Origin of the sequence: Flavobacterium hydatis, from assembly GCF_000737695.1 — a bacterium.
GTDB classification, from domain to species: Bacteria; Bacteroidota; Bacteroidia; order Flavobacteriales; family Flavobacteriaceae; genus Flavobacterium; species Flavobacterium hydatis.
On the sequence record NZ_JPRM01000001.1, the window covers coordinates 237,257 to 251,855 of the forward strand.

Below are 14,599 nucleotides of genomic sequence, written 5' to 3' on the forward strand. Positions count from 1 at the left end.
TATTTTCAAATACCACGGTTAAAACCGTGGGCTATAGGTTGTATGATTAGAAAATTTCAAAACTTTGCGTTCTTTGCGTAAACCTTTGTATCCTTTGCGGTAAAACACAAAACAAGAAACTTTGCGAACCTTAATTCACCACAAACAAAATCCCATTTCTTTGCGAATCTTTGTGGTAAAAACCCAACATAAACTTTGCGGTAAAAACCTCAAACCAAGAAACTTTACGAACCTTAATTCACCACAAACCAAATCCCATTTCTCTGCGAATCTTTGCGGCAAAAAACCCAAATAAACTTAGCGGTAAAAAAAACAAACCAAGAAACTTTGCGAACCTTAATTCAACATAAACAAAATCCCATTTCTTTGCGAATCTTTGCAGTAAACCCCCAAACATAAACTTCACGGTAAAACCCCAAACCAATAAATTAAAACTTATAAACCTTTTCAGGTGTAACACAATAATCAAGTTTTATATCACCTTCAAAAACATCCGTAATTTCAGTTTCAGCCTCAAAAAAAGACAAACCTATTTTAATCGTTTCAGGTTTACATTCAGATAAAAACTTATCGTAGAATCCTTTACCATACCCTACTCTATTTCCAAAAGTATCAAAGGCTAAAAGAGGAACAAAAACAACATCAATCTTACTCGAAGGAACTTCCAGACCATCTACAGGTTCAGGAATATTATATTCGTTCTTCTTTATTTTAGTATTATCAGTAAGCAAAAAATGAGTCATATTTCGAGTGTCAAAATCACTTTTAGAAATTACAACTTCTTTATCTTTTCCAGCTAATAAATGCAGTATAAACTCCGTATTAACTTCTTTATGCTCTACAATCGGCAGGAAAACATGAAAATAAGTTTTCTCCCAAATTGGTAATGAAAGTACTTTATTGGCAATAACCAAACTCAATTCGTCAATATCAGTTTCCGTAAGCTGTTTTCTCAATCCTTTTTTTTGTAAGCGCAATTCCTTTTTAGTTGTCATCTTCGTCTAAATTGTTTTTGGACATATGATAAATAGCGTCCCCTTCGTACACAATTGGCGAGTGGTTTGCATTAATAATATAACCATCATGCGGAGCTTTTACCTTTCGTTCAAACTTACCAAAAGGATCAGTAATAATTGCCAGAATAGTTCCTTTTTTAACAAACTTACCAATTGTATTATAATCATGTAATAACCCCGAACATTTAGCTCGCAGCCATACTGATTTTTCGATATAAATAGATGGTTCTTTAGGATGATCAACAACATGATTAGAATCAAGCATTCCTAAATAAGCTAGCAAACGCTTAACTCCATCAATACCAATATTAGCAATTTCATGATTAATGTCTAATGATTTTCCACCTTCAAAAAGTAGCATTTTCACCTTTAATTTTTCGCTAATACTCCTAAACGAACCCGAAATATTTTTAGAATACAACGTAAAAGGTGCATTAAATACATCAGCCAAAACCTTTAAATCAGTATTATTCTCAGAAAGTCTAATCTGTGGTGCATTAAAGCGGCTTGCTCCACCAGCATGAAAATCGACAGCATAATCTACAATTGGCAAAACATCCGTAACAATATGATACGCAAAACGGCTTGCCAAAGATCCTTTTTTACTTCCGGGAAAAACACGGTTTAAATCACGACCATCAGGAAACTCACGAGCTTTATTTACAAAACCATACATATTTATAACCGGAATACAAATAATAGTTCCTCGCAACGGACGATTAATTCTCTTGCTAATTATCTGGCGTACAATCTCGACACCATTAATCTCGTCTCCATGAATTCCTGCAGAAAAAAGTACCACAGGGCCTTCAATCTTCGAACGTCTTACAATAACAGGAATATTTAATTTGGTTGTAGTGTGTAGTCGGGCAATTTCGACATTAACAGTTTTACTTTCACCTGGTAAAATGGATTCACCAAAAATCACCAATGGTTTACTATTTCTCATATTCAATAATAAAAGCTAAATATAGAAATTATATTTTAAATTTATATCTTTGACTTTAACACTTATATTCTTAATCAACTAACCCACACCAAAGATTTAAAATGAAAAAATTAGCAGTTTTATTTGGCGCATTAACCCTACTGGTTTCCTGCATGAGTAAAGAAGAAAAAATGAAAGAAGCAGAAGCTGACGGAAACGAAGCAATTGCTGTAAAATCTAAACTAATAGAAGGCGCAGGAAAAGCACTCCAAGAACAAGGAAAAGAGGCAGCTAAAAGTGCATCTAAAGGAATTGGAGATGTTATAAAAGGGATAAACTCAGGAATGAGCGAAAGCATCAACACTTCTAAAGTGATTCCTGATCCAACTTTTAAAACAAATTTTGAGGAATGTAAAGCCGAAAAAATATACGGAGCAGATACAGATAAACAAAAAAAAGTAACTGTTTACTTAATTGCTAAAAATGATTTTAAAGGAAAACTTATTTTAAAAGCTTTTGATGCTGATAAAAAAGAAATTGGAAGAAGCAGTTTAGAAGTTACTATTAAAAAAGATGATGCAAAATATGTAGACTTCTCATTTGATGAAAGAACGCATTTACTACAAACCGAATACTTTACAATAAAATAAAAATTCGCAATAAAAAAAGAGCCCGTTTTCTATAAAAAACGGGCTCTTTTTTTGGAAGAAACTCAAAAGAATTATAAAATTCAAACTCAAAAGTTTAAATTTGTTGTATGCAGACTCCTCTCGAACTCCAAATTCAGACTTTACCAGATAATCCTGGTGTATATCAATATTATGATAAAGATGGAAAAATATTATATGTAGGCAAAGCCAAGAATTTAAAGAAAAGAGTTTCTTCCTATTTCAACAAAATTCATGATAATGCCAAAACAAATGTTTTGGTAAAAAAAATTGTAACAATAAAACACATCGTTGTTCCTAGCGAAACCGATGCGCTTTTATTAGAAAACAATCTTATAAAAACCCTACAACCACGCTACAATGTATTGTTACGTGATGATAAAAGTTATCCTTGGATTTGTATAAAAAAAGAACCTTTTTCTCGTATTTTTTCAACACGCAGAATGGTCAAAGATGGTTCAGAATATTTTGGTCCTTATACTAGTTTCAAGACCGTACACACAATCCTTGATCTTATCAAAGAACTCTACCCACTTAGAACGTGCAATTTTGATTTAAGCAAATCAAATATCGATAGTGGTAAATTTAAAGTATGCCTGGAGTATCATATTGGTAATTGTAAAGGTCCGTGCGAAGGATTAGAAACACTTGAAGAATACCAAAAACAAATCGATGCAATACGCGAAATCCTAAAAGGAAATTTCAAAGAAAGCATGAAAGATTTCAAGCGTCATATGATCCAATTGGCACAAGATTTACGTTTTGAAGAAGCACAAAAAATAAAAGAAAAAATAGAAATTCTAGAGAATTATCAATCTCGATCGACTATTATAAATCCTAAAATCACCAATATTGATGTATTCTCGATAGTTTCTGACGAAAGCTCAGCGTATGTCAATTTTCTTCAAATTTCCCATGGTTCGATTATTCGTTCACATACTTTAGAAATAAAAAAGAAATTAGACGAAACCGATGCCGAATTACTAGAACTCGCTATAATCGAACTACGAGAGCGTTTCCAATTATTATCCAAAGAAATCATCGTTCCTTTTGATGTTGATTTGGGCGAAAACATAAAAGTAACCGTTCCGCAACTGGGCGATAAAAAACAAATTCTAGATTTATCGATTAGAAACGCCAAGTTTTACCGAATAGAACAACTCAAGCAATTGCAAATCGTAGATCCTGACCGCCATACCAAACGTATCATGGCACAAATGCAAAAAGATTTACGCCTGCCAGTTGAGCCACGTCATATAGAATGTTTTGATAACTCCAACATACAAGGAACCAATCCTGTTGCTGCCTGCGTGGTTTTTAAAGATGGAAAACCAAGCAAAAAAGATTATCGCCATTTTAATGTAAAAACTGTCGAAGGACCAGACGATTTTGCATCTATGACCGAAATAGTATATCGCCGTTATAAAAGATTATTAGAAGAAAATGAACCATTGCCGCAATTAATAATTATTGACGGAGGAAAAGGACAACTATCTGCAGCTTTAAAAAGTATCGACGAACTTGGTTTACGCGGCAAAATCACAATAATAGGTATTGCCAAACGCCTCGAAGAACTCTTTTATCCCGGAGATTCAGTTCCTTTATATCTGGACAAAAGATCCGAGACCTTAAAAATTATTCAACAATTACGAAACGAAGCACATAGATTCGGAATCACATTTCACCGTGACAAACGTAGCAAAGCTGCACTAAATTCGTCTATAGAAAGTATTCCGGGAATAGGCGAAAAAACGATGCTTACCTTAATACAACATTTTAAAAGTGTAAAACGATTAAAATTAGCATCCGAAAAAGAAATATCAGATGTTGTAGGCCCATCCAAAGCTAAAAAAATAACAACATTTTACAATAACGCCAATCCAGAATAACCCCATGAAAATAATCATTTTAAACATCATCCTATTATTTTCATACCATAGTTACAGCCAAAAAAATATCGAATTTAGTCAAAAGGACAACGTACAAATAAAAATTAAAGCGATTAATGATTTCGAAAAATTAGAAATCTCTACATCTAAAAATGATAAAACACAAATTATAGACAGTATCGAAACATCAATCACAGGCAGAGAAATGCATTTTGCTATTGAGGATTACAATTTTGATGGTTATCAAGATTTTGCCACCTATCATCTAGACGACGGAATGGGAGTTTACACCATATTTCAACTCTTTATTTACGCCCCAACAAACAGTCAATTTACACTACTAAAAATGCCCAGAAACTTTGGTCCAGAATGCGATGAGTTTTGCGATATACAAATAAATAAAAAGAAAAAAACAATACAGTCTAGTTGTCGAGGAGGTGCACGATGGCATACTGATGTTTGGAAATTCGACAAAAACAAAAACCTAATATTATTAAAGAAATAATATTATTAAAACAAAATCAACCTATAAAGTTCAATAATATTTCCGACTTTTACAAAACAAACCAGCTATTTCTATGAGCCTCATCCAGCTGTCCATTACAAATACTCGATTAAAAAACTTTTTTTCTATTGCAAAAAAAGGAGCTTCTTGGGTCGCTCTTTTTCTACAAGAAAAAATAGCTTTTCTTCACTCGCAGTTTTCCATTCCCATCTGGGGCATAAAAGCAATAGTTATTTTAATAACCTTTAGTTTCTCAGAAAACACATTTGCACAAGACACTATAAAAAAAATTGATCCAAACGAGAATTATCGGCCCAAAATAGGTTTGGTATTAAGTGGTGGTGGTGCCAAAGGATTTGCCCACATCGGAGTATTAAAAGTTCTGGAAGAAGCAGGAATAAAAATCGATTATATAGGTGGTACCAGTATGGGATCCATCATTGGCGGACTTTATGCATCGGGTTACAACGCATCACAAATTGATTCAATTTTCAAGAAAACTAATTTCGATGATTTAATAAACGACTATATCCCAAGATCATCCAAAAACTTTTACGAGAAAAGAAACGACGAACTATACGCAATAATTTTACCTTTTAGCAATTTTAAAATTGGAATTCCCGAAGCACTTTCCAAGGGAATGTACAACTATAATTTATTGAGCAGTCTTACACGAAACGTAAGACACATTCGCGATTTTAATCAGCTCCCTACACCGTTTTTATGTATCGCTACCAATATAGAAACTGGCGAAGAAGTATTACTTAACAAAGGAAATTTGGCGCAAGCCATGATTGCCAGCGCAGCATTCCCTTCCCTATTCTCGCCTGTAGAAATAGATGGCAAACTCCTTGTAGATGGTGGAGTTGTAAACAATTACCCAATAAAAGAAGTTCGGAATTTAGGCGCAGATATTATCATAGGAGTCGATGTACAAGATGATTTACTAGACCGAAAAAAGCTGAAAGATGCCACTCGTATTTTAGTACAAATAACCAATCTTCAATCTATCGATAAGATGAAGAGAAAAATAAAAAATACAGATATTTATATCAAACCAGATATTAAAGAATATGGTGTAATCTCATTTGACAAAGGGGAACAAATTATCCGCAGAGGAGAAGATGCAACTTTTGCAACGTATGAAAAAATCAAAGCATTAGTCGAAAAACAAGGATATTATAAAAAACCCGAATTAAAAGTAGCTTCAGACACATTGCAAATAGATAAAATAAATTGCAATCTTCTGGAAAATTTCACTGACGAATATATTACCAGTAAACTAAGATTTAAACCTGGATCAAAAATAACCTATACCGACCTATTAAAAGGAGTTAACAATATTAATGCGACTCAAAACTTTAGTGCTATTTCTTATTCATTAGATAAAAATGGAGACCGTGATGATTTAAATTTAACTTTAAAGGAAAATCCAACACAAACCTATCTTAAATTCGGTTTGCACTATGATGGACTTTACAAAAGTGCGATTTTAGTAAATCTTACTCACAGAAAAACACTGTTTAAAAATGACATTACCTCTTTAGATATTATTTTAGGAGATAATTTCAGATACAATCTTGACTATTATATTGAGAACGGATTCAATATTAGTTTTGGTTTTAAATCAAGACTAACTCAATTTAACCGAAATATAACTCACGAATTAAGTAGTCCGCTTCTTAAGAGTTCAGATCCAAATTTAGTTAATGTTGATTTTCTTGATTTCAACAATCAAGCTTATTTTCAAACGCTTTTTGTTCAAAAATTCCTAATAGGTGGCGGAGTCGAATACAAATATTTAAAAGTAAATTCCGAAACACTTACAACTGTAGACCCTAATATTGATAAGAGTAGTTACTTTAGTTTATTTGGATATATGAATTACGACACCTTCGATAATAAAGACTTTCCTAAAAGAGGATGGGGCTTCTCGGGGAATATACAGTCCTATTTATTTTCTTCAAATTATACTGGTGTTTTCGAGCCTTTCTCTACTGCAAAAGCCGAAATTGGGGTTGCAAAAACTGTATTTAATAAAGCAACTGTTGTACTTAAGGCAAATGCAGGATTAACATTAGGTCAAACCAGCGTACCCTTTTTCAATTATGTTTTAGGAGGATACGGTTATTACAAATTAGATAATTTTAATTATTTTTACGGATACGACTTTTTAAGTGCTGCAGGAAACAGCCTTATAAAAGCCGAAGCAACTTTTGATTACGAGATATTCAAAAAAAATCACATTAACTTCGCAGCCAACTTTGCAAATCTTGGAAACAATATTTTCGAAGGCGTCGAGTGGGTATCAGTACCTAAATATACTGGTTATGCGGTAGGTTATGGTTTAGAAACAATAATAGGTCCAATAGAAATAAAATACTCTTGGTCGCCTGAAAATACTAAAGGCTACACATGGTTTAAAATAGGTTTTGTGTTTTAGTTTAGATTTTTAGAAAAATTTTATGTTATAAATAATATAATATGTAATTTTGATTCATAAAAATTACGACATTTGTTATAATGAAAACAAAATGGACAGGTTTATTAGAGTATCTTCAATTCCTTATCAAGAGAAATCCTGAATAAAACTACCGAATTGAGATAATTAGTCAATTATACAATATTGAGCTAATTGTCTGTTCACACAATTCAAATTTTTCGAATTATCTAATTTAAAATTATCTAATAGAAAAGCCATGCCATTATATCATAAACTTGGAGATTTTCCTCAAAAAAGACACACCCAATTCGAAAAACCTGACGGAGGTTTATATTACGAACAATTGTTTGGAACCGAAGGTTTTCACGGACATTCATCATTGTCTTATCATGTTCACAGACCAACACAGGTAAAAGAAATTTTAAACTCTTATTCCGTTGAACCAAAAATTGCAATCGGAAAAAACATAAAATCGTTACTTTTTAAAGGTTTTGAGCTTAAACCCGAAAATGATTTTCTGGACAGTCGTAAAGCTATGTTAGTCAACAAAGACTGTATTATAGGACTTGCAGCTCCAAAAGAATCGCTTAGAAAATATTACTACAAAAATGCCGATGCCGATGAAATGCTTTTCATCCATAAAGGAAAAGGTAAATTAAGAACCATGCTTGGGAATATCCCTTTTGAATATGGCGACTACTTAATCATTCCAAGAGGTATTATTTATCAAATAGAATTTGAGACCGAAGAAAACCGACTTTTTTATGTTGAATCATTCGCTCCTTTTTATACCCCAAAACGTTATAAAAACCAATCAGGTCAGCATTTAGAACATTCTCCATTTTGCGAGCGTGATTTTATTTTACCAAACGAATTGGAAACACATGATGAAAAAGGTGATTTTTTAATTAAAATTAAAAAAGAAGGCATGATTCACGAAGTGGTTTACGCCACACATCCTTTTGACGTTGTGGGTTGGGACGGATACAATTTCCCATACGGATTCTCAATTCATAATTTCGAGCCTATAACTGGGCGTGTACACCAACCGCCACCAGTACATCAAACTTTCGAAACGGCAACTTTTGTCGTTTGTTCATTCTGCCCAAGACTTTACGATTATCACCCGAAAGCCATTCCAGCGCCTTACAATCATAGCAATATAGATTCAGACGAAGTACTATATTATGTTGATGGCGATTTTATGAGTCGTAATAATATTGAGCAAGGTCATATCACTTTACACCCAAAAGGAATTCCACACGGTCCTGCGCCAGGAGCAATGGAGCGTAGTATTGGTCATAAAGAAACCCACGAATTAGCCGTAATGGTTGATACTTTCCGTCCGCTTATGGTAACGGAAGAAGCAATGGGTCTTGATGATGGACAATATTACAAATCGTGGTGTGAGTAATTAACAAATCGATCTAACCGCAAAGTCCGCAAAGGATTTTACGCAAAGTTCACAAAGATTTTCTAATGAAGTTTTATCAATACAAGTTCGCTAAGCTTTGTGTCCTTTGTGTTTTTACAAAACCTTGCTTATAAAAAACTTTGCGCACTTTGCGGTAAAAAAAAAATCAAATCTTAAAACAACACTTCGGTTCAAATCAATTAAACGATTAACCGATTAAACAAATAAACACAATGAGTAAAGAAGTAAAATCAGTAGAATACGGATTAGAAAAAATCTTTGAAGGAGCACAAGATTTCCTTCCTTTATTAGGAACAGATTATGTAGAATTCTATGTAGGAAATGCAAAACAATCGGCACATTATTATAAAACTGCTTTTGGTTACCAATCATTAGCTTATGCAGGATTAGAGACAGGAGTAAGAGACAAAGCATCTTATGTTTTAAAACAAGACAAAATCAGAATTGTTCTAACAACCCCTTTAACACAGGATTCACCAATACATGAACACCTTAAAAAACATGGTGATGGTGTAAAAGTTGCTGCTCTTTGGGTTGAAGATGCAAGAAGTGCTTATGAAGAAACTATGAAACGTGGTGCACGTTCTTTTATGGAACCAACTGTCGAAAAAGACGAATTTGGAGAAGTAGTACGCTCAGGTATTTACACATACGGAGAAACAGTTCACATTTTTGTAGAAAGAAAAAACTACAATGGTGTTTTCTTACCAGGTTACAAAGAATGGAAATCTGACTATAATCCAGAACCAACAGGATTAAAATATATTGATCACATGGTAGGAAATGTTGGTTGGAACGAAATGAATACATGGGTAAAATTCTACGAAGACGTTATGGGATTCGTGAATTTCTTATCGTTTGATGACAAACAAATCACCACAGAATATTCTGCGTTGATGAGTAAAGTAATGTCTAATGGAAACGGAAGAATTAAATTCCCAATTAATGAACCAGCCGAAGGAAAGAAAAAATCACAAATAGAAGAATATTTAGATTTTTATGGTGGACCTGGAATCCAACATATTGCTATCGCAACCGATGATATTATAAAAACTGTATCTCAACTAAAAGCGCGTGGAGTTGAGTTTTTATCTGCTCCTCCTCACACTTATTACCAAGCAATACCTGAAAGATTAGGTGTTCATATGGGTATGATGAAAGAAGATATCAACGAAATTGAAAAATTAGCCATTATGGTCGATGCAGACGAAGATGGGTATTTATTACAAATCTTTACGAAGCCAGTTCAAGACCGTCCTACCCTATTTTTCGAAATAATTCAAAGAATGGGAGCAAAAGGATTTGGCGCAGGGAACTTTAAAGCACTTTTTGAGTCAATCGAAAGAGAGCAAGAATTGCGAGGAACACTGTAAAAATGCATTTTTTATGCATTATGTAAAAAAATCCTCTTTAAACTGATGCTTTTTTTGCAAATGTTATGTTAAACTCACTTTTTTACTATTATTTTTAATGAGTTTGTATCTATCTTTGCACTCGCAAAACAGGAGGGGGTGGTTTCCTTCCTAAATTGATATAAATTTCATAATTTATAGTTTTTTGGTTAGTTAATAGCATAAAAACTCAGTCATTCCTTGACTGAGTTTTTTTGTTTTAATACATTTGGAATAGAATTTGCATTTATTTTAATAAATTGTCAAAGAATCTTATGAAAAAACTAATCCTCTCCATATTCGTAATCCTTACGCTTAGCTTCGACACTCAAAAAGAAGACTCATTTGATGTAGGTGAATGGTTCAAATTCAGAATACATTATGGCATCATAAACGCAGGATACGCAACACTCGAAATAAAAGATGCTACAGTAAACAACAAGAAAGTGTTTCACGCTGTGGGTAAAGGTTACACAACTGGCATGTCTCGTTTTTTCTTTAAAGTAGATGATTTATATGAAAGTTATTTTGATAAAGAAACAGGAAATCCATATCAGTTTGTACGAAAAATTGACGAAGGCGGCTACACCAAAAATCAAGAAGGATTCTTTAACCAAGATGGGCGTGTTCTTGTAAAAGACTACAAACACAAAACCGAAAAAACAATCGTTATTGGTAAAAACGTACAAGATATCATTTCCTCATTTTACTATTTAAGGAACCATCCTAATATCGACAAACTAAAATCGGGAGAATCTATAACAATCGACATGTTTTTTGACGACGAAACAACAAAATTTAAGTTAAAATTCGTAGGTCGTGAGGATATTACAACTAAATTTGGAACCGTTCCGACAATGATTTTTAAACCATTGGTACAATCAGGGCGAGTTTTTAAAGAAAAAGAAAGCGTAACACTCTGGATAACAGACGACGAAAACAAATTACCAGTCCGAATAAAAGCAGAACTTGCTGTTGGCTCTATAAAAGCCGATTTGGACGCATTCAAAGGATTAAAAAATCCATTTAAAGTAAAAAAATAATGAATATCACTGATAATTCAGAATCAATTTTAAAAGAAATTGATAAAAAATACCACGCTATTAACCAAAAAACTGACGTACAATTAGAAGGTCTGCTTTGGTCTAAACCTATTACGTATTGGGACTACATTCAAACTGACGCCCTCCTAAACCTTCAAATACAAAGAACTACTCTTCCTGACGAAATGGTATTTATTATGTACCATCAGGTAAACGAATTAATCTTTAAAATGATTCTTTGGGAGATTGAGCAAGTTTCAGAAGTAGAAAATATTCAGACTGATTTTTTCAGCGAGCGTCTTTCTAGAATTACACGTTATTTCGACATGCTAACCAACTCTTTCAGCATTATGGAAAATGGTATGGAAGTTGAGCAATATATGAAATTCAGAAATACATTAACTCCAGCAAGTGGTTTTCAGAGCGCGCAATACCGATTGGTTGAATTCTCATCAACAGATGTAATTAATTTAACAGATCGCAGATACAAAGACAAATTTGATGCAAATACCGACCTAGAAACTAGTTTTGAACATTTATACTGGCAAGCAGCCGGGAAGGATTATCAAACTGGTCAAAAATCATATTTACTTCAGGAATTTGAGAAAAAATACAAGTCTCAATTCCTAAACCAAATGAAAGAATACAAGACCAAAAATATTTGGCAAAAATTCAAACAACTTCCAGAAGAAGACCAAAAAAACCCAGCATTAGTTCAAGCTATGCGCCATTATGACCACACTGTAAATATTACATGGGTAATGCAACATTTAAACACTGCTAGAAAATACATTCTTGAAAGCGGAAAAGGAAATGGAGAAGCAACAGGCGGAAGCGATTGGCAAAAATATATGCATCCAAAATACCAACGCAGGATATTTTTTCCAGAGTTATGGAGTGCAGAAGAATTAGCCAATTGGGGAAATGAAAAAGAAGTATAATAAATAAAAGTGAAGAGTTTGAAACAAGTATCAGCAATTATAATAATGTTATTTTTAATAATATCATGTAATAAAACGACGGATAAAATTGAAACTAAAATTACCAAACCAAAAGCACAGAAAGTTGATTTTGGCTTTAATTATGCTGACTACAATGTAGTTAACGATACTATAGAGAAAGGTGAAACTTTTGGAACTATTATACAAGGACAAAACATTGGAAACAAACAAGTCTATAATATTGTAGAACAAATTAAGGATTCATTTAATGTAAGAACCATTAGATACCATAAACCATACACCCTTCTTAGATCTAAAAACAAAACAAACGATTTACAAGTTTTTATATATCAGCCTGATGCATTAAGCTATTATGTAGTCGATTTACGCGATAGCATTGCAAAAGCACACAAAAAAGTAAAACCAGTTACTCTTAAACGAAAAATAATAGGAGGAGTTTTAAAAAGTTCTTTATCTGAAACTTTAGGAAACGAAAGTGTAGAAGCCGCTCTTGCAAGCAGAATCACCAAAGTCTTCTCATGGTCTATCGATTTCTTCAAACTTAAAAAAGGAGATCGCTACGGATTAATTTTTACAGAACGTTTTATAAATGGAAAAACTTATGACGGTGTTGAAGAACTTGAAGCTGCTTTTTTTGAATATAAAGGCAAAATCATATATGCATTTCCGTTTGAAAGAGACACAACTTCAGGGAAAGTCGAATATTATGATGATGAAGGAAAAACACTGAAAAACTTCTTCTTAAAAACACCGATCAAATTTAGCCGAATTACGTCTAGATTTACCGCAAACAGATTTCACCCAGTACAACATACCTGGAAAGCACATAAAGGAACTGATTACGCAGCTCCAACAGGAACACCAATTTCAACCACAGCTTCGGGTGTTGTTGAAGCTACAGGATATACGGCTGGAAACGGAAATTTTGTAAAAGTAAAACACAACGGTACTTATTCTACTCAATACTTACACATGTCCCGAATATTAGTAAAACGAGGACAACGTGTAACTCAAGGTCAAACTATAGGATTAGTAGGAAGCACAGGTCTTGCAACCGGACCTCACGTATGCTATCGTTTCTGGAAAAACGGTGTTCAAGTTGATGCACTTCGACTTAACTTACCAACTGGAGAATCTCTGACTGGAAATGAAAAAACACGTTTCATGAAACAAATCGAACCTCTGAAAAGAGAACTGGATAGTATTGGCAATTTATAATTTTTACTGAAACCACATTCTTTAAAAAATAGAAACGATGAAAAATGTTCGCCTTAAAGCAATTTACAATGAAACTTTTTCTGGCTTAAAACTATTTTATAGAGATACAAATTTACCCGACGATTTAATTTCAAACTATAAAGTTGGACAGATAATTCAAGAAAAGGGTTTTACCGATATGAGCTCTATAGGTGGCGGACTTTCTGGAAATTTCAGATATTTAATCGCAAGTGCTCACGCAAAAGACTTATCTATATTCAATCCCGATTCAGCCAAGATTGGTCACTTTCTATTAGATACTATTGCTTATTTTAAAGTATTAGACATTCAGACAATCGATGACAAAACGCAAGTTTTTCTTTTAAATATTCCAGACAACTCATTAACGCTTTTTAAAAACTCATCTTCAAACCTAGAAGAAGAAATTACAGAAAAAGCAAGAGAAAAATTCTTTAACAAAAGAAACAGTCCGCTAATTCCAGAACTACAAACTAAAGATTGGAAAGAAAGAACAAAAACTCCAATTGGAATGAATGAAACTGGCGAAATGTATTTTGATGATTCTAAAATTAAAACAGAATCACCCAAAAGAATAGAAATCAATATGACCAAGAAAACAATTGAGGTAAATAAAAAACCTTGGTGGAAGATTTGGTAAAAGCTCTAACCCTGAAACACCATTTTACTAAACTATAATTATTTAATGAAAAGAACTTTACTAATACTTTCTTCTACAATAATTTTAGGATGTTCTACCCCGAAGAACTTTGTTTTAAATGACACAAAAGAAAATAAATATTTTGTCTTACAATTAGTCAACCAAGCCTTTGAAGAAAATCAAATTAACAAATCTCCTTTAATTGTAATTGACGGAATTCCTTTTAAATACAATAAAAAACAAGACACTATAATACTACCTCTTAAAAAATCTGACATCATAAGTTTAAACTTTTTAAACAAAAACAGTAGTCGCATCATTTATAATGAAAAAGAAAATGATGGTGCAGTTATAATAACGACAAAAATTAAAAACGAATAACTACATAAAACGTTTTCGTAACTAATTGTTATATAATCGTGAAGCGTTACACTATTAAAAAC

Annotated in this window: 13 protein-coding genes; 11 read left to right on the forward strand and 2 right to left on the reverse strand. The window is 33.0% G+C overall.

Going from position 1 to position 14,599, the window contains the following annotated elements; all coding sequences use genetic code 11:
- Nucleotides 1-428: 428 nt before the first annotated feature.
- A complete protein-coding gene (locus IW20_RS01055) occupies nt 429-995 on the reverse strand; it encodes a 5-formyltetrahydrofolate cyclo-ligase (RefSeq protein WP_035617660.1) in 567 nt (188 codons plus the stop codon).
- The gene (locus IW20_RS01060) at nt 985-1,965 is read right to left on the reverse strand and encodes a succinylglutamate desuccinylase/aspartoacylase family protein (protein WP_035617662.1); all 981 of its coding nucleotides are present in this window, start codon (nt 1,963-1,965) and stop codon (nt 985-987) included. Before IW20_RS01060 ends, IW20_RS01055 begins: the two co-directional genes overlap by 11 nt.
- A gap of 101 nt (nt 1,966-2,066) precedes the next feature.
- On the opposite strand from IW20_RS01060, the gene IW20_RS25210 reads away from it, so the two are divergent.
- The 11 genes from IW20_RS25210 to IW20_RS01115 all read left to right on the forward strand — a co-directional run bounded on the left by IW20_RS25210 (nt 2,067) and on the right by IW20_RS01115 (nt 14,537).
- A complete protein-coding gene (locus tag IW20_RS25210; RefSeq protein ID WP_051885483.1) occupies nt 2,067-2,594 on the forward strand; it encodes a hypothetical protein in 528 nt (175 codons plus the stop codon).
- Between the two features lie 107 nt (nt 2,595-2,701).
- Nucleotides 2,702-4,501, forward strand: coding sequence for an excinuclease ABC subunit UvrC (gene uvrC, locus IW20_RS01070; RefSeq protein ID WP_035617665.1), 1,800 nt, complete (start codon nt 2,702-2,704; stop codon nt 4,499-4,501).
- A gap of 4 nt (nt 4,502-4,505) precedes the next feature.
- Complete coding sequence (locus tag IW20_RS25215; protein WP_051885484.1) at nt 4,506-5,006, forward strand: XAC2610-related protein; 501 nt, start codon at nt 4,506-4,508, stop codon at nt 5,004-5,006.
- Nucleotides 5,007-5,079: 73 nt separating this feature from the next.
- Nucleotides 5,080-7,449, forward strand: a complete 2,370-nt coding sequence (locus tag IW20_RS01080) for a patatin-like phospholipase family protein (RefSeq protein ID WP_081912419.1) — start codon at nt 5,080-5,082, stop codon at nt 7,447-7,449.
- 256 nt (nt 7,450-7,705) lie between these two features.
- Complete coding sequence (locus IW20_RS01085) at nt 7,706-8,863, forward strand: homogentisate 1,2-dioxygenase (RefSeq protein ID WP_035617667.1); 1,158 nt, start codon at nt 7,706-7,708, stop codon at nt 8,861-8,863.
- Nucleotides 8,864-9,096: 233 nt separating this feature from the next.
- Nucleotides 9,097-10,257, forward strand: a complete 1,161-nt coding sequence (gene hppD, locus IW20_RS01090) for a 4-hydroxyphenylpyruvate dioxygenase (RefSeq protein ID WP_035617669.1) — start codon at nt 9,097-9,099, stop codon at nt 10,255-10,257.
- A 293-nt stretch (nt 10,258-10,550) separates the two neighbouring features.
- Nucleotides 10,551-11,318, forward strand: coding sequence for a DUF3108 domain-containing protein (locus tag IW20_RS01095; RefSeq protein WP_035617672.1), 768 nt, complete (start codon nt 10,551-10,553; stop codon nt 11,316-11,318).
- Nucleotides 11,318-12,259 (forward strand): tryptophan 2,3-dioxygenase family protein, encoded by a 942-nt coding sequence (locus tag IW20_RS01100; RefSeq protein WP_035617674.1) that lies wholly within the window; start codon nt 11,318-11,320, stop codon nt 12,257-12,259. The genes IW20_RS01095 and IW20_RS01100 overlap by 1 nt, the downstream gene beginning before the upstream one ends.
- Before the next feature lie 45 nt (nt 12,260-12,304).
- Nucleotides 12,305-13,498, forward strand: coding sequence for a peptidoglycan DD-metalloendopeptidase family protein (locus tag IW20_RS01105; protein WP_394363649.1), 1,194 nt, complete (start codon nt 12,305-12,307; stop codon nt 13,496-13,498).
- Between the two features lie 37 nt (nt 13,499-13,535).
- Entirely contained in the window at nt 13,536-14,156 is a 621-nt protein-coding gene (locus IW20_RS01110) for a hypothetical protein (protein ID WP_035617676.1), read from the forward strand.
- A gap of 45 nt (nt 14,157-14,201) precedes the next feature.
- Nucleotides 14,202-14,537: a hypothetical protein gene (locus IW20_RS01115; RefSeq protein WP_035617678.1), complete on the forward strand. Its 336-nt coding sequence runs from the start codon at nt 14,202-14,204 to the stop codon at nt 14,535-14,537.
- Nucleotides 14,538-14,599: the final 62 nt, after the last annotated feature.

Excerpts from the sequence above, each read along its gene's own strand:
- IW20_RS01055 (WP_035617660.1), bottom strand. The coding sequence starts at position 995 with ATGACAACTAAAAAGGAATTGCGCTTACAAAAAAAAGGATTGAGAAAA.
- IW20_RS01060 (WP_035617662.1), bottom strand. The coding sequence starts at position 1,965 with ATGAGAAATAGTAAACCATTGGTGATTTTTGGTGAATCCATTTTACCA.
- IW20_RS25210 (WP_051885483.1), top strand. The coding sequence starts at position 2,067 with ATGAAAAAATTAGCAGTTTTATTTGGCGCATTAACCCTACTGGTTTCC.
- uvrC (WP_035617665.1), top strand. The coding sequence starts at position 2,702 with ATGCAGACTCCTCTCGAACTCCAAATTCAGACTTTACCAGATAATCCT.
- IW20_RS25215 (WP_051885484.1), top strand. The coding sequence starts at position 4,506 with ATGAAAATAATCATTTTAAACATCATCCTATTATTTTCATACCATAGT.
- IW20_RS01080 (WP_081912419.1), top strand. The coding sequence starts at position 5,080 with ATGAGCCTCATCCAGCTGTCCATTACAAATACTCGATTAAAAAACTTT.
- IW20_RS01085 (WP_035617667.1), top strand. The coding sequence starts at position 7,706 with ATGCCATTATATCATAAACTTGGAGATTTTCCTCAAAAAAGACACACC.
- hppD (WP_035617669.1), top strand. The coding sequence starts at position 9,097 with ATGAGTAAAGAAGTAAAATCAGTAGAATACGGATTAGAAAAAATCTTT.
- IW20_RS01095 (WP_035617672.1), top strand. The coding sequence starts at position 10,551 with ATGAAAAAACTAATCCTCTCCATATTCGTAATCCTTACGCTTAGCTTC.
- IW20_RS01100 (WP_035617674.1), top strand. The coding sequence starts at position 11,318 with ATGAATATCACTGATAATTCAGAATCAATTTTAAAAGAAATTGATAAA.
- IW20_RS01105 (WP_394363649.1), top strand. The coding sequence starts at position 12,305 with ATGTTATTTTTAATAATATCATGTAATAAAACGACGGATAAAATTGAA.
- IW20_RS01110 (WP_035617676.1), top strand. The coding sequence starts at position 13,536 with ATGAAAAATGTTCGCCTTAAAGCAATTTACAATGAAACTTTTTCTGGC.
- IW20_RS01115 (WP_035617678.1), top strand. The coding sequence starts at position 14,202 with ATGAAAAGAACTTTACTAATACTTTCTTCTACAATAATTTTAGGATGT.